Origin of the sequence: Rhodopseudomonas infernalis (genome assembly GCF_022271405.1) — a bacterium.
GTDB classification, from domain to species: domain Bacteria; phylum Pseudomonadota; class Alphaproteobacteria; order Rhizobiales; family Xanthobacteraceae; genus Rhodopseudomonas; species Rhodopseudomonas infernalis.
Genome location: NZ_JAJNAL010000003.1, coordinates 118512 through 139878 on the forward strand (window position 1 = coordinate 118512; position 21367 = coordinate 139878).

Sequence of the window (21367 nt, forward strand, 5' to 3'; positions counted from 1 at the left end):
AAATCGGGGACCCGTCAATGCCGATTCCGCGGCAGCACCGGCATATCGACCAGAGCTTCGCTGAAGGGAAAATCAAGCACGACCTGGCCCTCCTCGTCGGTGACTTCGAGGCTGGCGCGGATCAGGTCGACCTGCGCCGCTTCAGTCTTGATGATCTCCCTGATGGTGGCGCGCGCCACCTCCCAGGCGTGATCCGCGTCCCGCAGGTGTTCGCCTTCGGGATCGGGAATCAGCTCTGCGCCGATCCGAGTGTTGAAATAATACCTTGGCATCCAGCTTTCCGTTTTTCCTGGCGTCAAAAGTGAGGTCGCGCCCGGCGATCCGCAACCCTGTCCCCCGCATGGCCCCTTCCCGCGTCGCCGGCTTGCCATGCTCGCGTTCCGCCGCATTTGGCTGTAACCAAACGCCATGGCACCCGAAGCAGAACGCGAGATCCGTCTCGGCCACACCAGCGCGGCGGCGCCGCTTACCTCGCAGATGCTGGACGTCGGCGACGGTCATACAATCTATGTCGAGACCAGCGGCAACCCCAACGGTGTCGCGGCGGTGTATCTGCACGGCGGGCCCGGCAGCGGCTGTCAGCCGGATCATCGCCGGCTGTTCGATGCGAAACGCTTTCACGCCGTGTTGTTCGATCAGCGCGGTGCCGGCCGCAGCGGGCCGAAGGGCGGCCGCGAGGCGAACACGTTGCCGCACCTGATCGCCGACATGGAGGCGATCCGCAGCACGCTCGGCATCGCGCGCTGGCTGGTGGTCGGCGGCTCATGGGGGGCGACGCTGGCGCTGGCCTATGCGCAGGCGCATCCGGACCGCGTCAGCGGCATCGTGCTGCGCGCGACGTTCCTCGGCACGCGCGCCGAGCTCGAAGCCGCCTTCCTGGAAACGCTGCCGAGATTCTATCCCGACCTCCACGCCGACTTTCTGTCGCTGCTGCCCGAGGACGAACGCGCCGCGCCTCTCGATGCGTATTGGCGGCGCATCCTCGATCCCGATCCTGCGGTGCACGGCCCCGCCGCGCGCGCCTGGGGCGAAACCGAGTCGATCCTGTCGCAGATCGCGCCGAAGCGGACGCGGCTCGACCCACACAAGGCCGGCGATACACGGCCGATGCCGACGACGCCTTTCATGGAAGCGCACTACTTCGTCAATGACTGCTTCATGCGGCCGGATCAGCTGATGGCCGACGCGGACAAACTCGCCGGCATTCCGGGCATCATCGTGCAGGGCCGCTACGACCTGCTGTGCCCTCCCGCGACCGCACATCGGCTGAGCGCAGCCTGGCCCGGCACCGAGGTGCGCACCGTCGATGCCGCCGGTCATCTGCTATACGACCCGGGCATCCGCGACGCCGTGATCGCGGCGATCAACGACGTCGCGGACCGTAGCACTGGTTCCGGCTCGCGCAGCGGCCCATCATCGCATTGAAGGCAGGACAAGGATCGCTGGATGCCGCTCGTCGCCAAGGGAATGCTGCTGACGTCGATGGACATCGATGCCGCCGACGAGGCCGATTTCAACCGCTGGTACGACCGCGAACACCTCGCCGAGCGCGTTGCGATCGATGGCTTCCTGGAAGCGCGGCGCTACATCGCGGTGGATGCGGCGCCGAAATATCTCGCCTTGTACGCGACGCGTAGCTTCGATGTGCTGAGCAGCCCGCTTATCGAGTGGCACTTGCCAACCAGACCGAGTGGTCGAACCGCAATATCGCAAAGTTCAAAAACATGATCCGCGGTGTCGCACGGGTCACCGAAAGCCATGGTCAGGGCCGCGGCGCAGTGATCGGACTGGCGCGGCTGCGGCCTCGTGCCGGCAACGAGGCCGCGCTACGCGCCACGATCCTTGCCCCGCGCGACCTGCTGTCGCGAGACGGCCTGATCGCGATGCATCTGCTGGAGAACGATCCGACCTTGTCGCGGCCCCTGACCGACCCGCCGGGCGTCACTAGCCCGGGGGCCTCAGACTGGTTCGTGGTGGTCGAGGGCACCGACGAGGCCGCCGTCAAGACTGCGATGGCCGAACGGTTCGACAGCACCATTGGGCCGGAGCTGATTTCGGCGGGCGTGTACAAATTGCTGTGGGACCTTGCCCGGAGCGACCTTGCAGCGTCGTAAGAACGCAGCTTCCGGCGAATTGCCCGATCGGCAGGCAATCGTTCGGCCGGACTTTCATCCGGCCATCACAGCTTTGCGATAGCTCCTCATTCGGAACCCTTTGGCGGTTTGCGCGTCAACAAGCTTGGCAATGTCCGTCCGCACCCTATCGGGATGGATGTGTTGACAAGTTTCCGCTCTCGGACGGAAATGCAGGCGAGGCTTCCTCGCACCGAATGACAGACACAGAACATGAATCCCGTCAAAGCGCTCGAACAACACGGCCAGGCTATCTGGCTGGACTTCCTGGCCCGCGGCTTCATTGCCAAGGGCGATCTGAAAAGACTGATCGACGAAGACGGTGTGAAGGGCGTGACGTCCAATCCCTCGATCTTCGAAAAGGCGATCGGCTCGTCGGACGAATATGACGGCGCGATCGGCGCCGCGCTGAAGCAGGGCGATCGCTCGGTCGGCGAATTGTATGAAGGCATCGCGGTCGAAGACATTCAGCACGCCGCCGATGTGCTGCGCCCGACTTACGACCGGCTCGAAGGCCGCGACGGCTTCGTCAGCCTGGAAGTGTCGCCCTATCTGGCGCTCGACACCAAGGCCACCATCGTCGAAGCCGAGCGGCTGTGGGCCGCGGTCAAGCGCGAAAACCTGATGATCAAGGTGCCGGCGACCCGCCAGGGTCTCGCCGCCATCAAGCATCTCATTTCGAAGGGCATCAGCGTCAACATCACGCTGCTGTTCTCGCAGCAGGTTTACCGCCAGGTCGCGGAAGCCTATCTGTCCGGCCTGGAAACGCTGATTGCCAATGGCGGCGATCCGGCGCGGGTCGGCAGCGTCGCGAGTTTCTTCGTCAGCCGCATCGACAGCGCAGTCGACAAACAGCTCGACGACAAGATCGCGCAGGCCAACGATCCGGAAGAAAAGGCGCGGCTCGAAAAGCTCAAGGGCAAGATCGCGATCGCCAACGCCAAGCTTGCGTATCAGGACTACAAGCAGATGTTTTCCGGCGATCGCTGGGCCAAGCTGGAAGTTTGCGGGGCCAAGCCGCAGCGACTGCTGTGGGCTTCGACCGGCACCAAGAACAAGGCCTACAGCGACGTTCTCTACATCGAAGAACTGATTGGCCCCAACACGGTCAATACCGTGCCGCCGGCCACGCTCGACGCCTTCCGCGATCACGGCAAGCCGCGCGATAGCCTGGAAGAGGATGTCGATGAAGCAGCCGCGGTTCTGAAGGATCTCGAGAACGCCGGCATTTCGCTGCAGAAGATCACCGAAACGCTGGTCACCGAAGGCCTGCAGCTATTCTCCGATTCGTTCGACAAGCTGCTCGGCGCGGTCGCGTTCAAGCGCAACACGGTGCTGGCCGGCGAGGTCGGCACCCAGAACATCGCCCTGCCCGCCGATCTGGAGAAATCCTACAAGGCGCAGGCCGACGAGTGGCGCAAGACCGGCAAGATCCGTCAGCTCTGGGATCACGACAAATCGGTGTGGACCGGCGGCGACGAAGACAAGTGGCTCGGCTGGCTGAACGCCGCCGAGGCGGAGGCCGGCAAGCTCGCCGACTACGCCGACTTCGCCAAGTGGGTGAAGGCCCGCGGCTTCACCGACGCGGTCGTGCTCGGCATGGGCGGCTCGAGCCTCGGTCCCGAAGTGCTCGCGCAGACCTTCCCGCAGCAGAGCGGCTTCCCGAAGCTGCACGTGCTGGACTCGACCGATCCGGCGCAGGTGCGCGCGCTGGAGGCCGGCGTGTCGCTGGGCACCACGCTATTCATCGTCTCATCGAAGTCGGGCGGCACCACCGAGCCCAACGTGATGAAGGACTACTTCCTGTCGCGCGTCGGTGAGACCGTCGGGGCCGATAAAGCCGGCCAGCACTTCGTCGCCGTCACCGATCCGGGCTCGTCGATGGAGAAGGTCGCGACCGAACAGAAATTCGCCCGCATCTTCCACGGCGACCCGACCATCGGTGGCCGCTACTCGGTGCTGTCGCCGTTCGGCATGGTGCCGGCCGCAGCGGCCGGGATCGACCTCGCCAAGCTGCTCGAACTGACGCTGACGATGGTGCGGTCCTGCGGGCCGGACGTGCCGCCCAGCGAGAACCCGGGCGTCCAGCTCGGCCTCGCCATGGGCTGCGCCGGCCTCGCCGGTCGCGACAAGGTCACGATCAATTCGTCCAAATCGATCGCCGACTTCGGCGCTTGGGCCGAGCAGCTGATCGCCGAGTCGACCGGCAAGGATGGCAAGGGACTGATCCCGATCGACGGCGAGCCGCTGGCGGAGCCGTCCACCTACGGCAACGACCGGGTGTTCGTCGATCTGCGCGTCGAGGGCGAGACTGACGCCGCGCACGACACCAAGCTCAAGGCACTGGAAGCGGCCGGGCATCCGGTGGTGCGGATCGTGCTGAAATCGCCGGTCCATATCGGTCAGGAGTTCTTCCACTTCGAACTCGCTACAGCGGTGGCGGGCGCGATTTTGGGGATCAATCCGTTCAATCAACCGGACGTCGAGTCTGCCAAGATCAAGACCCGCGAATTGACCGCGGCGTTCGAAACATCCGGCGAGCTACCGGCGGAGAAGCCCGCGATGTCGACAGCCGATGTCGATCTCTACACCAGCGAGTCGAACGCGGCGGCACTCCGCGAAGCCGGCGCCAACGGCACGCTCGACTCCTGGATCAAGGCGCATCTGTCGCGTGCCAAGGCCGGCGACTACGTCGCCCTGCTGGCCTACATCGCGCGCAATGCCGAACATATCGATACGCTGCAGGGCATGCGGCTCGCCATCCGCGATCGCCGCCATGTGGCGACCTGCTCCGAATTCGGCCCGCGCTTCCTGCACTCCACCGGACAGGCCTACAAAGGCGGACCGGACAGCGGCGTCTTCCTGCAGATCACCGCGGACGATGCCCAGGACCTGCCGGTACCGGGCCAGAAGGCCAGCTTCGGCGTGATCAAGGCGGCGCAGGCGCGCGGCGATTTCGACGTGCTGACCGAACGCGGCCGTCGTGCCCTGCGGGTTCACCTCAAGGGTGATCTCGAAGGCGGACTGAAGGCCCTCGACGCCGCGGTCCGCGCGGCGCTGAACTGATAGCAAAGGCCCGTCATTGCGAGCGAAGCGAAGCAATCCAAACCACACGTTCTGAGCTGGATTGCTTCGTCGCTTCGCTTCTCGCAACGACGACAACTTTTGCAGAGCGACAACGAGGCTGCGCAATCAAGCGCAGCCCGAGGACAGCTGGAGACTTCGGCATGCAGCTCGGCATGGTCGGCCTCGGACGAATGGGCGGCAACATCGTTCGCCGCCTTCTGAAAGATGGCCACAGCGCCGTGGTTTATGACCGGGATCCGGCAGCGATCGAGGCGTTAGTTAAGGACGGCGCGACGGCCGCCAGCAGCCTCGAGGATCTCGTCGGCAAGCTCGACGCGCCGCGTGCGGTGTGGGTGATGCTGCCGGCAGGCCAAATCACCGAGACGACGATCGAACAGGTCGGCAAGCTGCTCAGCCCGGATGACGTGATCATCGACGGCGGTAACACCTTCTGGCAGGACGACATCCGCCGCGCCAAGGCGCTGCGCGAAAAATCGGTCGCCTATGTGGATGTCGGCACCTCCGGCGGCATCTGGGGTATCGAGCGCGGCTACTGCATGATGATCGGCGGCGACAAGACCGTCGTCGACCGGCTCGACCCGATCTTCGCGACGCTGGCGCCGGGTATCGGCGACATTCCGCGCACGCCCGGCCGCGACGACCGCGACCCGCGCGCCGAACAGGGCTACATCCACGCCGGCCCGGTCGGCGCCGGTCACTTCGTCAAGATGGTCCACAACGGCATCGAATACGGCCTGATGCAGGCCTATGCCGAAGGCTTCGACATCCTCAAGAACGCCAATATCGACGCACTGCCGAGCGAACATCGCTTCGATCTCGATATCGCCGACATCGCCGAAGTGTGGCGACGCGGCAGCGTGATCCCGTCCTGGCTGCTCGACCTCACCGCCTCGGCGTTGGCCCGCAACGTGGCGCTCGATAGCTACTCGGGCTTTGTCGAGGATTCCGGCGAAGGGCGCTGGACCATCAACGCCGCCATCGACGAAGCCGTGCCGGCCGAAGTACTCACTTCGGCGCTGTTCGCCCGCTTCCGCTCGCGCAAGGAACATACGTTCGCCGAGCGGATCCTGTCGGCGATGCGCGCCGGTTTTGGCGGCCACAAGGAGCCGCAGCAGCACCCCGACGCCGCTCATCAGGCCGCCCCGCAAGAGAAAATGAAATCGGAGAACGTGTGACCAGCCAGCCCAACGCGCAGATCCCGGAGGGCTGCGCCTTCGTCATCTTCGGCGTCACCGGCGACCTCGCCCACCGGCTGGTCATCCCGGCTCTCTACAATCTTGCGGAAGCCAATCTGCTTCCGGAGAAATTTTGCGTCGTCGGAATCACCCGCAAAGAAATGTCGAGCGAGGATCTGCGCGCCAGCCTGATGCATGGCCTGCGCAAATTCGCGACCCGACCGGTGAACGAAGACGTCGCCGACAAGCTGCTGTATTGCGTCACTTCGGTGAGCGCCGATCCGTCGGATCCCTCGTCGTTCGACCGCCTGCGCGAACGGCTTGAAAAGCTCGAGGCCAACCGCAACACCGGTGGCAATCGTCTGTTCTATCTGGCGACGCCGCCCGACGCGTTCGCGCCGATCTCGACCGAACTCGGCCGCGCCGGCCTGCTCAAGGAGGAAGACGGCGCCTGGCGCCGGCTGGTGGTCGAGAAGCCGTTCGGCACCGACCTCGCCTCCGCCAAGGCGCTCAACGAGCATCTGCTCGGCATCGTCAGCGAGCATTCGCTGTACCGGATCGATCATTATCTCGGGAAGGAGACGGTGCAGAACATCCTGGTGCTGCGCTTCTCCAACGGCATGTTCGAGCCGATCTGGAATCGCGAGCACATCGACCACGTTCAGATCACGGTCGACGAGAAGCTCGGGGTCGCGCATCGCGGCAGCTTCTACGACAAGACCGGCGCGCTGCGCGACATGGTGCCGAACCATCTGTTCCAGCTGCTGTCACTGGTCGCAATGGAGCCGCCGTCGCATTTCAACGCGCACTCCGTGCGCTCGGCGAAGGCCGAAGTGCTTGCCGCGATCCAGCAGCAGACCGAAGAAGAAGCACTGCGCAATTCCGTGCGCGGCCAATACACCGCCGGCAAGGTCGGCGACACCGAGATCGGCGACTATCGCGCCGTGCAGGATGTCGACCCGGGCAGCAGCACCGAGACCTACGTGGCGCTGAAACTGACGATCGACAACTGGCGCTGGGCCGGCGTGCCGTTCTATCTGCGCACCGGCAAGGCGCTCGGGACCAAGCGCACCGAGGTCGCGATCAAGTTCAAACAGGCGCCGTTCGCGATGTTCCGCTGCACGCCGGTCGAGGAGCTGTCGCAGAACTATCTGATCATCGGCATCGAGCCGGTCGAGGGCATCGCGCTGCAGTTCAATACCAAGATTCCAGGCCCGACGATCGCGATCGACGGCGTCGAGATGACGTTCCGTTACAAGGACTACTTCAAGGTCGCGCCGAGCAACGGCTACGAGACGCTGCTGCACGACTGCATGATCGGCGACAACATCCTGTTCCAGCGCGCCGACGGCGTCGAAGCCGGCTGGCAGGCGGTGCAGCCGTTCCTCGACGCGTGGGAGAAGGCCGGCGCCGAGGGTCTGGAGAGCTACCCGGCCGGCAGCGAAGGCCCTGAAGAGGCGGAGGCGCTACTGGAACGCGACGGCCGCAACTGGCGGGAGCCCGGCTAGTGCAGGTCGGTGATCGCCAGATCGTGGTCGCTGCCGACGCCGAGGCGCTGGCGCGGCTGGCGGCGCAGCGTCTGATCGCGCGCATTGCCCTGCATCACGATCGCCCGGCGATCTGCCTCACCGGCGGCTCCGGACCGCAGCGGATGTTCGAACTGCTGGCCACCGAATTCGAAGATCGAATTCCCTGGGCGCAGGTACATTGGTTCATCAGCGACGAGCGCGTGGTGTCGTTCGATGATCCGCTCAGCAACATGGGGACGGCGAAGCGCGCGCTGCTCGATGGCCGTGCACCTGCGGCGAACATCCATGCAATTCCGGCCAGCAATGGCGCCGACCCCGACGAGGTCGCGCGCCGCTACGAACGCGAGTTGCAGGAGTTCTACCGCGCAGCGACGCTCGATCCGGCGCGGCCGCTGTTCGATCTGGTGCTCGGCGGCGTCGGCCCGGATGGCCACACCGCGTCGCTGTTTCCCGGTTGGCCGCAGCTTTTGATCGCCGACCGCTGGACCGCGGGCGTGGACCACGCGCATGTCGAGCCGTTCGTGCCGCGCGTCACCCTCACCTTTCCGGCGCTCGCCTCGTGCAGCGAGATGCTGTTCTTGCTTCATGGCGCCGGCAAGCGCGGCATCGCCGAGCGCGTGTTCGCCGGCGAAGATCTTCCGGCCGGCCGCGCCCGATCGAACGGCGAGACCGTGTGGCTGATCACCGAGGACGCGCTGCCGGAGACCATTCGTGACCGCTGACGTGGCGCCGCGGGCGCTGATCGTGATGGGCGTGTCGGGCTCCGGCAAGACCTCCGTGGGCAAGGCGCTCGCCGACCGGCTCGGCTGGACCTACGAGGATGCCGACGACTTTCATCCTCCCGCCAACGTCGCGAAGATGAGCGCCGGTCACCCGCTCACGGACGACGACCGCTGGCCATGGCTGCGGGCGATCGCAGCCGAGATCGATCGTGTCGCCGAGGGCGGAGGCCATGTCGTGTTCGGCTGCTCGGCGTTGAAGCGCATCTATCGCGACATTCTCGTCCACGGCCGCGCCGATATCCGCATCGTCTATCTCGACGGCAGCCGCGAGGTGATTGCCGACCGGATCGCAGCGCGCCGCCACCACTTCATGCCGCCGGGTCTGCTCGACAGCCAGTTCGCAACGCTGGAGCCGCCGGGTGCGGACGAGAAGCCGATCGCGGTCGGCATCGACTGTTCGATCGAACAAATCGTCGACGGCATCGTGGCGCAGCTTCCGGCGGCCACAACCCATCGATCCGTCGTGGAGTAAACCAATGTCCCGCATCCGCCTCGTGGTTTCCGACGTCGACGGCACCCTCGTCACCTCCGACAAGCGTCTGACGGACGGCACGCGTGCGGCGGTAGCGAAGCTGCAGGAAGCCGGCATCGGCTTCACACTGACGAGCAGCCGACCGCCGGTCGGAATGCGGATGTTCAGCGAGCCGCTCGGAATTTCGCTGCCGCTGGGCCCATTCAACGGCAGTTCGATCGTCGATCCATCGCTGGCGGTGATCGAGCAGCATCTCATTCCCGCCGACGCGGCCGCCAAGAGCATCGCTCTGCTGGAGCGGCACGGTGTCGATATCTGGCTGTTCACCAACGACGACTGGTACATCCGCCGCGACGACGGCAAATACGTGCCGCACGAGCAGCGCACCATTCTGTTCGATCCGACTCAGATCGACGACTTCACGCCGCTGCTGGCGAAGGCCTGCAAGATCGTCGGCGCCAGTCCGGACTTCGCGCTGCTGGAGCGCTGCGAGCCGGAGCTGCAGGGCGTGCTTGGCGACAGCGCGCTCGCGGTCCGCTCGCAGGACTACTACCTCGACGTGACGCCGCCGGCCCAGAACAAGGGCACCTTCGTGCAGGCGATGGCGAAGCGGCTGAGCATTCCGGCCGAAACCATCGCGACCCTGGGCGACATGCAGAACGACCTTCCGATGTTCAAGGTCAGCGGCCTGCCGATCGCGATGGGCAATGCGTCCGGCAGCGTGCAGCGACTGGCGGCTCACGTCACCGGCAGCAACGACGAAGACGGCTTTGCGTCTGCCGTCGACTTCATCCTCGCCCGCAACGCGGCGAGCTGAGCTGCATCATTTCGAACGCTGCAGCGCCGGCTTGTCGCTCGCGCCCATCGCGGTGCAGAGATTGTCGGCCGTGACGATCAGCGCGATATGGGTCAGCGCCTGCGGGAAATTGCCGGTCTGCCGGCGCGCATCCGGATCGTACTCCTCGGCCAGTAGCCCGACATCGTTGGCGACGCCGACCACGCGGTCGAACAGCTCCTTGGCCTTGTCGAGCTCGCCGGCCAGCAAGTAAGCATCGGCCAGCCACAGGCTGCAGGCGAGAAATGCACCCTCGACGGGCAACGGCTCGTCCGGCGTTTCGCGCGGATCGTGGCGCAGCACGAAGCCGCGGTGCATCAGGTGTTTTTCGGTCGCCGCTAACGTTCCGAGCACGCGCGGGTCGTCGGGAGGGAGAAATCCGACGGCCGGCAGCAGCAGCAGGCTGGCGTCGAGCATCTGCGAGCCATAATGCTCGACGAACGAATTTTGCGCCTTGTCGAAGCCCTTGTCGCAAACGTCGCGATGGATTTCATCGCGCAGCGCGCGCCATTTATCGACCGGAGCTTTCAGTCCGAATTTTTCGGAGCTCTTGATGCCGCGATCGAATGCGACCCAACTCATCACCTTCGAGAAAACGTAGTGCTTGCCGGCACCGCGACGTTCCCAGATGCCGCTGTCGGGCTGTTGCCAGACCTCGGCCAGATGCTCGAGCACCGCGCGTTCCATCGACCAGGTCTCGCCGTCGAGCTCCAGACCCGCCATGCGCCATTGGTGAAATGAATCGATCAGCTCGCCATAGACGTCGAGCTGCAGCTGGCCGTGCGCGGCATTTCCAATCCGCACCGGCTGCGCGCCCTCGTAGCCAGGTAGCCAGTCGGCCTGCCATTCCAGCAGACGCCGATGGCCGTAGATCGAATACATGATCTGCAGCTCGGCGGGCGCGCCTGCCGCGGCACGCATCAGCCAGTCGTGCCAGTCGGACGCCTCGGCGGTGTAGCCATTGTTCATCAGCGCGAACAACGTGAATGTCGCGTCGCGCAGCCAGCAGAAGCGATAGTCCCAGTTGCGGGAGCCGCCGAGCTGTTCCGGCAACGACGTCGTCGGTGCGGCGACGATGCCGCCGCTGGGCCCGAAGGTCAGCGCCTTAAGCGTGATCAGCGACCGCATCACCAGTTCGCGATGATCGCCCTGGTACGTGCAGCGGCCGGACCACTCTGCCCAAAAGGCCTCGGTGTCGCTGAGCGCGTCGGCCGGATTGATGGGCTTCGGCACCGGCAAATGCGACGGTCCGTAGCTCAACACGAACGGGACGGTCTCGCCGGCGCAGACCGAGAAATCGGCGACCGTGGTCATCGCCTCGCCGTGAGTTAGAATCGGCGAGCGAAGGACGGCCATATCCGGCCCGCAGATCGCGAGCAGATCGCCGGCTTGTTCGCCGCGCTTCACCCAGGGGACGTTGACGCCGAAGCCGAACCGCAGCACGAGGTGCATCCGCACCTCGACCTGACCGGCGTCGCCACGCACCAGCCGTACGATATCGGAGGCTGAACCGCGCGGTGGCATGAAGTCGATCAGGGTGACGACGCCGCTGTCGGTCTCGAATCGCGTCTCAAGGATCAGGCTGTCACCGCGATAACGCCGCGACGTGCTGGTGATCGCGTGCTTCGGGCTAATCTGCCAGTGGCCATGGCTGTCGTCGCCGAGCAGCGCTGCGAAGCAAGCGTCGGAATCGAAATATGGCCAACACAGCCAATCCATCGAGCCGTTGCGCCCGACCAGCGCCGCCGTTTCGCAATCTCCGATCAGGGCGTAGTCTTCGATCTTACCCGGCAACGGCGTTCGCCGTGTGCCGGCGCTCCGATGTAGCGGCAATCAAGGCCTGCCTGTTGATTGCGGAGACGATCTCGTCGAGGCCAGCCGGCAATCGGCGGCGCCAGTTCGGATGCTCGAACACCGTCCCGGGCACGTTCGGCTGATCGATCACGCCGAGCAGATCTTCCAACGAGATCGCCAGGAGCCGCGACGGCGTGCGCGACAGGAAGGTGAGAACCGCGTAGATATCCTCGTGCTGAATTCCCTGCTGCCGCAGCACATCTCCCAGCATGTTCAGCGCATTCCGCCGCGCATCATCGCTCTCGCCTGGATCAACGCCAATCGAGCGCTTGAACTGCAGATCGGCGAAGCTTCGCCAGCCCGAATAGGTGGCGAGATCGTGCGTATTGAAGGTCACCAGCGCCTCGGGCAGGTAATGGTCGATGCCGTAGAACCAGCCCTGATGATAATCACGTTCGAACATCATCACGCGATACGACCAGATGCCCCAGTCGGCCAGGCGCTCGCGAAACCCCTCCGGGACCGTCCCGAGGTCCTCACCGATCACCACGCAACGATTGGCGACGCTTTCCTGCGCCGTGACGGCCAGCAGTGCGTCGAACGGCATGGTGACGTACACGCCGCTGTCGGCCGCATAGCCGTGCGGCACGAGATAAAGCCGGTTCAAGCCGAGGACGTGATCGAGCCGGATCGCGCCGGCATAGCGCATCGAGGCGCGCAACATCTCGCGGAAGGGCGCGAAGCCGGTCAGCTCGAGTCCCGCCGCGTTGAATCCGGCGAGCCCCCAATTCTGCCCGGCCGAGTTGAGTTGGTCCGGCGGCGCGCCGACCGACAGATGACGCGAGATCGCCACCTGCTCGTTCCAGGCGTCGAAGCCATCACTCTGCACCCCGACTGCGACGTCGAGATACAAGCCGACGTCCATGCCGCTGGCCGACGCGAGATCGTGACAGGCGCGAAGCTGGTCGTCCGCACACCACTGCACGTATTCGATGAATTCGATGTCCGCGCCATCTTTGCCCGCGCGTAGCTCGGCGCAGCGGGCATCGTCGGGATGCTGCCATTCCGCCGGCCATTCCCACCACGGCTTGCCGAATTTGTGGCGCAACGTTTCGAAGCAGGCGAACCGCGTCAGCAGCGGCGCGCGCTCGTGTCTGAATTCTTCGAAGGCGGCACGGCGGCCCGCACCAGGGGCCGCGCGGAAGGCCTCATAGGCGGCGCGCAGCCCGCGCCATTTCAGGTCGGCGACAGCGTGATAGTCGATCAGTTCGGCATCGCGTAAAAGCGCCGCCGCGTTCTCGGCACCGGGCAGTTCGAGATGGCTGAACTCGGGAAGCCCCTCGATATCGATATAAAGCGGATTGAGAAACAGCCGGCTGTTAGGCGAATATGGGCTGCAGTCGCCGGGCCGATCGTCAAACAGCACGTGCAGCGGGTTAAGCCCGATACCGCCCGCGCCGAGCTCTGCGGCAATCTCGATCAGCCGCGCCAGATCGGCGAAATCTCCAATTCCCCAATTGCGCGCCGATCGCAGCCCGTAAAGTTGGACGGCGACGATCCACGCTCGCTCGAAGCTGCCACGATAGGCCGCATCCGGCGACACCAGCAGCGGCGCGCTCTCGGTATGCCCCTGAGCGTCCGCGAGCTGCAGGCGGTAGGTGCCGGCCGCGAGATGCTCCGGCAACCCGAGGTCGCGCCCGGACGCGGTCCCGGACGCCAACGTCTGCTCGTCTGCGACAATTGTCCACGCCACCGGTCCGGAATTGTCCGAGCGAAGCTGCGGCCGTGCGCCATCGCCGTCACGCAGCACTGCGACGTGATCAAGCAACACATGCGGAGCACGCGCCGGCATAGCATCGAGAATAATCTGGAGAGCCGCCGGCGGGGTGACATGACGCTGCCCCTGACCGTCGAAAAACTCGGTTTGGATGCCGAGTTCAGCCGCTTTGGTGAACAAATCCATCAGGCACGCTGTCTGGGGGCAGCGCCGGGAGCGCCGCGAATCCGTCAATTCCGAACAGGATAGTCCTGTGCAACGCGATTGCGTAGGGTCGGTTCCCGGAACCTTGGCGTTCCAGAAGCTTTGTAACCGGACGACGGCCCGTTGTTCGTTTTTAAGGGGATGGGACGCCAGTCCTATACGGCATCACCGTGAACAAATCGACCCAAGCGATTCAGACCGCCACCACCGGCGGCGCTTTCCACATCGAAGACATCTACCCCATCATTGATGGCGGCCGTTTTCCAGTCAAAAGGATCGTCGGCGAGCCGATCGAGGTGTGGGCGGACATCTACCGCGACGGCCATGAGGTGATGGCCGCAGCCCTGATCTGGCGCCGCGAGCAGGATCAGGAATGGCAGCGGACGCCGATGCGGCATTTTGTCAATGACCGCTGGACCGCCACCTTCTCGCCGGATCGTATTGGACGATATGTCTATGCGATCGAGGCCTGGACCGACGAGTTCGCGACCTGGCGGCATGGTGTCGAGTTGAAGGTCAAGGCTGGCCAGGATGTCGCGCTGGACGCACTGGAAGGCGCCGGCATGCTCACCCGCGCCCTGCACGGCGGCGCCGAGGCGCTGGCCGTCGTGCATCGGTATTGCGAGGACTATTTGCAGACCGGCGAAGTCGCCCCCCTGCTGTCCGCAGAGTTGCGCGACGCCATGGCCGGGAGCCAGGGCCGTCCGGATCTGTCGCGATCCGACCTCCTGCCTTTGATGATCGACCGCGACCGTGCCCGCAACGGCGCGTGGTACGAAATGGTGCCGCGCAGCCAGAGCAAGGTGCCCGGTCAGCACGGCACCTTCCGCGATTGCGTCGAGCGGCTGCCCGACATCGCCGCGATGGGGTTCGACGTGCTTTACTTCACGCCGATCCACCCGATCGGCCGCGTCAACCGCAAGGGGCGCAACAATTCGCTCAAGGCCGAGGCCGGCGATCCCGGCAGCCCCTATGCGATCGGCGCCGAGGAAGGCGGCCACGACGCCGTGCATCCCGAACTCGGCACGCTGGACGATTTCCGCGCACTGCTCGATGCCTGCAAGCTGGTGAATCTCGAAGTGGCGCTGGACGTCGCCGTGCAGTGCTCGCCGGATCATCCGTGGCTGAAGCAGCATCCGGACTGGTTCAAGCGCCGGCCGGATGGCTCGATGAAATACGCCGAGAATCCGCCGAAGAAATACGAGGATATCGTCAATCCGGATTTCACCTGCGACGACGCCGGCTCGCTGTGGAATGCGCTACGCGATGTCATCCTGTTCTGGGTCGACCAAGGCGTGAAGATCTTCCGGATCGACAATCCGCACACCAAACCGATGCGGTTCTGGGAGTGGATGATCCGCGAGGTGCAACTGCGCCACCCGGACGTGCTGTTCCTGGCCGAAGCCTTCACCCGGCCCAAGCTGATGAAGGGCCTGGCCAAACTCGGCTTCAGCCAGTCCTACACCTATTTCACCTGGCGCACCCAAAAGTGGGAAATCGAGGAGTATCTGCGCGAGCTGACCCGCTATCCCGAGCGCGACTTCTATCGGCCGAACTTCTTCGTCAACACCCCGGACATTCTCCCCTTCCATCTGCAGGGCGGAGAGGTGTGGATGTTCAAGGCGCGCCTTGCTCTCGCCGCGACGTTGTCATCAACCTATGGCATCTACAACGGCTTCGAACTGATCGAGCACGAGCCGATTCCCGGCAAGGAGGAGTATCTCGACTCCGAGAAATACGAGATCAAAGTGCGGGACTGGGACAAGCCCGGCAACATCAAGCCTTATATCCGTGACATCAATCAGGCTCGGCGTGCCAACCCGGCGCTGCAACAGATCAGCAATCTCCGCTTCCTCGATATCCAAGATCCCAATGTGACCGGCTTCGTCAAATACTCGAACGATCTCACCAATGTCGTCGCTGTGGCCATCGCCCTGACCGGCGAGCCGCACGATGTGTGGTTTGCCCTTGGCGACACCCAGGTCGAGGTCGGCGGAGAGCGCCGCCCGGTCGCCGCGGTGGAAAACCTGCTCACGGGGGAGCGCTACCCTGTCGAATGGGGCGGGCTGAATTTACGGATCGACCCGCAACGCGATCCCGCCGTGCTTTTCCGCTGCCTCGCCTGACAGGTCCCACATGAATTTGATGTCTCCGATCGACCAAACCGCCACCGACACTGCGGCCAACGACGAGGTCTGGTACAAAGACGCCATCATCTACCAGCTGCACGTCAAGGCGTTCGCCGACAGCAACAATGACGGCATCGGCGATTTCGCGGGCCTGACCGAGAAGCTGGATTATCTGCAGGAGCTCGGCGTCAACACGCTGTGGCTGCTGCCGTTCTATCCGTCGCCCCAGCGCGACGACGGCTACGACATCGGCGACTACGGTTCGATCAATCCCGACTTCGGCACGATGAAAGACTTCCGCCGCTTCATTGCCGAAGCGAAGCGGCGTGGCCTGCGCGTGATCACCGAGCTGGTGATCAACCACACCTCGGATCAGCACGCCTGGTTCAAGCGGGCGCGGCGCAGCCCGAAGGATTCCAGCGCACGCGACTGGTATGTCTGGAGCGATACCGACCAGAAATATCAGGGCACGCGGATCATCTTCACCGACACCGAGAAGTCGAACTGGACCTGGGATCCGGAAGCCGGCCAGTATTACTGGCACCGCTTCTTTTCGCATCAGCCCGACCTCAACTTCGACAATCCCCGCGTGGTCAGCGCGGTGGTCAAGGTGATGAAGCGCTGGCTCGACACCGGCGTCGACGGCTTCCGCCTCGACGCGATTCCCTATCTGTGCGAGCGCGACGGCACCAACAACGAAAATCTCCCCGAGACGCATTCGGTGATCAAGCAGCTGCGTGCGGAGCTCGACGCCTATGCCAAGGGCAAGGTGCTGCTGGCCGAGGCCAATCAATGGCCGGAGGATGTGCAGGAATATTTCGGCCAGGGCGACGAGTGCCACATGGCCTATCACTTCCCGCTGATGCCGCGCATCTACATGGCGATCGCGCAGGAAGACCGTTTCCCGATCACCGACATCATGCGGCAGACGCCGGAGATCCCGGCCAACTGCCAATGGGCGATGTTCCTGCGTAACCACGACGAACTGACGCTCGAAATGGTGACGGACGTCGAGCGCGACTATCTGTGGAAGACCTATGCGGCCGACCCGAGGGCGCGCATCAATCTCGGCATCCGCCGCCGCCTTGCGCCGCTGATGGACAACGACCGGCGCAAGATCGAGCTGATGAATTCGCTGCTGCTGTCGTTCCCCGGCACCCCGATCATCTATTACGGCGACGAGATCGGGATGGGCGACAACATCTATCTCGGCGACCGCAACGGCGTTCGCACGCCGATGCAGTGGTCGCCGGACCGCAACGGCGGCTTCTCCCGCGCCGACCCGGCGCGGCTGTATGCGCCGCCGATTATGGATCCGGTCTACGGCTACGCCTCGGTCAACGTCGAAGCGCAGGCGCGCAGCCTGTCGTCGCTGCTCAGCGCCACCAAGCGGCTGATCTCCGTCCGCAAGTCGACGGTCGCGTTCGGACGCGGCACCATGACGTTCATCCGTCCGAGCAACCGCTCGGTGCTGGCCTATGTGCGTCAGTACGAAGACGAAGTAATCCTGTGCGTCGCCAACCTGTCACGCTCCGCGCAGCCGACCGAACTTGACCTGTCGCCGTGGAAGGAGCGCGTGCCCCAGGAAATGCTCGGGCGCACCAAATTCCCGCCGATCGGCGAACTGCCCTACATGATCACGCTGGCGCCGTACGGCTTCTACTGGTTCAAGCTCGAGGAACGGGACACGTCGGAGCACATGGCGCCCGCAGCGACGGCGCTGGAGTTCGAAACGCTGGTCGTGCCGGTCGGCGCCACCTGGATGTCGCTGGCCCGCACCCGCGGCGTGTTCGAGCGCGATGTGTTGCCGTCGTTCCTGTCGCGAACCCGGTGGTTTCCCGAGCGGTCGATGCGGGCGATTCAGCCGCGCGTCACCTCGGCCATTCCGTTCTCCACGACCCACGACAATCGCCCCTGGTTGGCATTCTTCGAGGCCAGCGTGCGCGGCGTGACCGGGCGCTACGTGCTGCCGATGCAGATCAACTGGGAGCGCTTCGACCGCGAGCGCTACAATCCGCGCGCTTTCGCGGCGGTGCGCCAGGGATCGCGCGAGGGCACGCTGGTCGACGTCGCTGCCGATCCCGAATTCACCGCGATGCTGCTCGACAATCTGCGCGAGGCCGTCACCATCGAGAACGAAGGCGATCGTCTCGAATTCCGGCCGGGCTCGCGACTGGCCGAAAAGAAGGCCGGCCCCTACGAGCAGATCCGCGCGGTCTCCACGGAGCAGTCGAATTCGACCGCGCTGGTGGACGAAACCTATGTGGTCAAACTTTACAGGCGGCTCGAAGCCGGCACCAATCCCGAGATCGAGATGGGCCGCTTCCTCACTGAAACCGCCGGCTACGCCAACACCCCGTCGCTGCTCGGCAGCATCGAACTCGTCGAGGGCGACAAGACCAGCGCGATTGGGGTGGTGCACGAGTTCGTCGCCAATCAGGGCGACGGCTGGGTGATGACGTCCGGCTATCTCGACCGCTATGTCGACGATCAGCGCGTGATGATGAACCCTGACGGGGAGACCTTCAGCGAGGAGCTGTCGCCCTATCTGCGCTACATGCAGCAAACCGGCCGTCGTCTCGCCGAAATGCACATCGCGCTTGCCAGCCACCCTGAGGTGGCGGACTTCGCGCCCGCGCCGATCGGAGGCGACGATGTCCAGCGCGCAACCGAGACGGTTTCGGCAGATGCTGTCCGTGTGCTGGATGAACTCAGCCGCAGGCGCGACAGCCTGAAGGACGGCGACCGCGCGCTGGTCGATGAATTTCTCGCCTTGCGCGACAGCCTGGCGGAGCGATTGCCGAAGATTCAGCCGGAGCATGGCGGCCTCAATATCCGCCATCACGGCGACTTCCATCTCGGCCAAATGCTGATCGTGAAGGAAGACGTCTTCATCATCGACTTCGAAGGAGAGCCGCGGCGCTCGCCGGCCGAGCGGCGTGCAAAGGCGCCGGCCGCGCGCGACGTGGCCGGGCTGGTCCGCTCGATCGACTATTCGACAACGGCGGCGCTCGAGCGGGCGCTGAAGACGCATCCGGAAGAGGCCGGCAAGATCGTCGCCGCGCTCGACTCCTGGCGTGTGCAAGCCACCGATGCGTTCCTGTCGGCGTACCGCGACACCATGGCGGACAGCCAAGTCTGGCCTGCCGATCCGGCGGCCGCCGATCGCCTGCTGGACTTCTATCTGATCGAAAAGGCATTGTACGAGATTGAGTATGAGCTCGCCCATCGCCCTGACTGGCTCCGCGTGCCGCTGGCTGGCATCCTTCGCATCCTGACTCGGCAGCCCGAGGAGAATACATGACTGCGCAATTGACGGACGAGGCATACGCGGTCCTCGAAGGCCGCCATAGCGACCCCTTCCACTATCTCGGGGCTCATCCCGAGAACAATGGTGTCGTGGTGCGCACCTTGCTACCCGACGCCTCCGCCGTGGAAGCAATCGGCGAGCACGGCGAATCCGCGCCGCTCGAGCGCGTGCACGATGCCGGCCTGTTCATCGGCTCGCTGCCGAACGGTTCGCACCGCTACCGGCTGCGAGCCCGGTTCGGCGACGCCACTGTCGAACTCGAGGACACCTATCGGTTTCCGCCGATCCTGACCGACTTCGATTTATATCTGCTCGGCGAAGGCACCGACCAGCGACTGTACGACAAGCTCGGCGCCCACCCCATGGTGCTCGAAGGCGTCTCCGGAGTCGGCTTCGTGGTGCTCGCGCCGAATGCGCGCCGCGTCAGCGTGGTCGGCGATTTCAATTTCTGGAATCCGCGCCGCCACCAGATGCGGGTGCGCGGCAACGGCTATTGGGAGCTGTTCATCCCCGGCGCCACCGCCGGAGACCACTACAAATACGACATCTCCGGTCCGCATGGCGAGCAACTGCCGCAGAAGGCCGATCCCCTCGCCTTCGCGGCCGAGCTGCGCCCGAAAACCGCGTCGATCGTGTTCGATACCAAGACGCTGCCGCATCCGCGGCCAGCGCCCGCGAACATCAATGCGCTGAGCGCGCCGATGTCGATCTACGAGGTGCATCTCGGTTCGTGGCGGCGCAAGGACGGCGAACAGTGGCTCACCTATCTCGAGCTTGCCGAGCAACTGCCGGCCTATGTGCGCGATATGGGCTTCACTCACGTTGAGTTTCTCCCGGTCAGCGAGCATCCGTTCGACGGCTCGTGGGGCTATCAGCCGACCGGTTTGTTCGCACCGACGTCGCGGTTCGGCACACCGGAAGACTTTTGTGCGCTGATCGACGCCTGCCATGCTCATGGCCTCGGCGTGCTGCTCGACTGGGTGCCGGGCCACTTCCCCGATGACGCTCATGGTCTCGGCAATTTCGACGGCACCGCGCTATACGAGCACGCGAACCCGATGCAGGGCCGCCATCTCGACTGGGGCACGCTGATCTACAATTACGGGCGCACCGAAGTCGTCAACCTGCTCGTCTCCAACGCGCTGTTCTGGCTGGAGCGCTATGGCATCGACGGCCTACGCGTCGATGCGGTGGCGTCGATGCTGTATCTCGACTACAGCCGCCCGGCCGGTGGCTGGATCCCGAACAAGTTCGGTGGCCGCGAGAACATCGAGGCGATCGATTTCCTGCGTCGCTTCAACGCCGAAGTTTATGCCAAATTCCCCAACGCCACGACGGCGGCCGAAGAATCCACAGCGTGGCCGCAGGTGTCGCGCCCGGTCGAATTCGGCGGCCTCGGCTTCGGCTACAAGTGGAACATGGGGTGGATGCACGACACGCTGAATTACATCAGCAAGGATCCTATCCACCGGAAACATCACCACGACCAGATCCTGTTCGGCCTGCACTACGCGTTCTCCGAGAACTTCATCCTGCCGCTGTCCCACGACGAGGTCGTGCACGGCAAGCGCTCGGTCCTCGGCCGGATGCCGGGCGACGAATGGCAGCGCTTTGCCAATTTGCGTGCCTACTACGCCTTCATGTTCGGTCATCCCGGCAAGAAGCTGATGTTCATGGGCTGCGAGTTCGGCCAGGAGCGGGAATGGAATCACGATCGCTCGCTCGACTGGCACCTGCTCGAGACGCCCAAATATGCTGGCATACAGGCGCTGATCCGCGATCTGAACAAGCTGTACCGCGACCTGCCGGCGCTGCATCAGCTCGACTGCGACCCGTACGGCTTCGAGTGGATCATAACCGAGGACTCCGGCCGCAACGTGTTCGCCTGGATACGCAAGGGCAACGACGCCAAGGCGCGATGCCTGGTCGTGGCCAACTTCTCGCCCACCGTCTATCGGGACTATCGCGTCCGTGTGCCGTTCCCGGGGCGCTGGCGAGAGGTGTTGAATTCGGACGCGGCCATCTATGGTGGCAGCAATGTCGGGAACAGCGGCGAAGTTCGCACCCTTGACGGGCTGGTTCCCGAGCTTAGTCTGACGCTTCCGCCCCTCGCCGCGATCTTTCTGACGCCGGAAGACTAA

13 protein-coding genes and 1 pseudogene are annotated in these 21367 nt (G+C 64.5%); 11 read left to right on the top strand and 3 right to left on the bottom strand.

What is annotated here, in order from left to right; translation table 11 throughout:
• Positions 1-14 precede the first annotated feature (14 nt).
• Positions 15-272, bottom strand: coding sequence for a DUF6894 family protein (locus LPW26_RS03970; RefSeq protein WP_238732983.1), 258 nt, complete (start codon positions 270-272; stop codon positions 15-17).
• Positions 273-408: 136 nt separating this feature from the next.
• On the opposite strand from LPW26_RS03970, the gene pip reads away from it, so the two are divergent.
• The 8 genes and pseudogenes from pip (at position 409) to LPW26_RS04010 (ending at position 9994) form a co-directional block, all read left to right on the top strand.
• The gene (gene pip / locus LPW26_RS03975) at positions 409-1425 is read left to right on the top strand and encodes a prolyl aminopeptidase (RefSeq protein ID WP_238732984.1); all 1017 of its coding nucleotides are present in this window, start codon (positions 409-411) and stop codon (positions 1423-1425) included.
• Between the two features lie 21 nt (positions 1426-1446).
• Positions 1447-2114, top strand: a pseudogene (locus LPW26_RS03980) (hypothetical protein).
• A gap of 231 nt (positions 2115-2345) precedes the next feature.
• Complete coding sequence (locus LPW26_RS03985; RefSeq protein ID WP_238732985.1) at positions 2346-5198, top strand: bifunctional transaldolase/phosoglucose isomerase; 2853 nt, start codon at positions 2346-2348, stop codon at positions 5196-5198.
• 161 nt (positions 5199-5359) lie between these two features.
• Positions 5360-6394, top strand: coding sequence for a phosphogluconate dehydrogenase (NAD(+)-dependent, decarboxylating) (gene gnd / locus LPW26_RS03990; protein ID WP_238732986.1), 1035 nt, complete (start codon positions 5360-5362; stop codon positions 6392-6394).
• Positions 6391-7902, top strand: a complete 1512-nt coding sequence (gene zwf / locus LPW26_RS03995) for a glucose-6-phosphate dehydrogenase (protein WP_238732987.1) — start codon at positions 6391-6393, stop codon at positions 7900-7902. Before gnd ends, zwf begins: the two co-directional genes overlap by 4 nt.
• The gene (gene pgl, locus LPW26_RS04000) at positions 7902-8645 is read left to right on the top strand and encodes a 6-phosphogluconolactonase (protein ID WP_238732988.1); all 744 of its coding nucleotides are present in this window, start codon (positions 7902-7904) and stop codon (positions 8643-8645) included. The genes zwf and pgl overlap by 1 nt, the downstream gene beginning before the upstream one ends.
• Positions 8646-8670: 25 nt before the next feature.
• On the top strand, positions 8671-9177 hold the full coding sequence (locus LPW26_RS04005; RefSeq protein ID WP_238733061.1) for a gluconokinase: 507 nt from the start codon (positions 8671-8673) through the stop codon (positions 9175-9177).
• A 4-nt stretch (positions 9178-9181) separates the two neighbouring features.
• The gene (locus LPW26_RS04010) at positions 9182-9994 is read left to right on the top strand and encodes an HAD family hydrolase (RefSeq protein WP_238732989.1); all 813 of its coding nucleotides are present in this window, start codon (positions 9182-9184) and stop codon (positions 9992-9994) included.
• 6 nt (positions 9995-10000) lie between these two features.
• Here LPW26_RS04010 and LPW26_RS04015 read toward each other — a convergent pair whose 3' ends face one another.
• Complete coding sequence (locus LPW26_RS04015; protein WP_238732990.1) at positions 10001-11806, bottom strand: glycoside hydrolase family 15 protein; 1806 nt, start codon at positions 11804-11806, stop codon at positions 10001-10003.
• Positions 11796-13769 carry a 4-alpha-glucanotransferase gene (malQ, locus tag LPW26_RS04020; RefSeq protein WP_238732991.1) on the bottom strand — a complete coding sequence of 658 codons (1974 nt, stop codon included), beginning with the start codon at positions 13767-13769 and terminating at the stop codon, positions 11796-11798. Before malQ ends, LPW26_RS04015 begins: the two co-directional genes overlap by 11 nt.
• Positions 13770-13957: 188 nt before the next feature.
• Between malQ and LPW26_RS04025 the strand changes: the two genes are divergently transcribed.
• Genes LPW26_RS04025 through glgB form a run of 3 tightly spaced genes read left to right on the top strand, consistent with a single transcriptional unit; the run spans position 13958 to position 21367 of the window.
• Positions 13958-15913, top strand: a complete 1956-nt coding sequence (locus LPW26_RS04025) for an alpha-1,4-glucan--maltose-1-phosphate maltosyltransferase (protein ID WP_238732992.1) — start codon at positions 13958-13960, stop codon at positions 15911-15913.
• A 10-nt stretch (positions 15914-15923) separates the two neighbouring features.
• Positions 15924-19220, top strand: a complete 3297-nt coding sequence (treS, locus tag LPW26_RS04030) for a maltose alpha-D-glucosyltransferase (RefSeq protein WP_238732993.1) — start codon at positions 15924-15926, stop codon at positions 19218-19220.
• Positions 19217-21367 carry a 1,4-alpha-glucan branching protein GlgB gene (gene glgB, locus LPW26_RS04035; protein WP_238732994.1) on the top strand — a complete coding sequence of 717 codons (2151 nt, stop codon included), beginning with the start codon at positions 19217-19219 and terminating at the stop codon, positions 21365-21367. Before treS ends, glgB begins: the two co-directional genes overlap by 4 nt.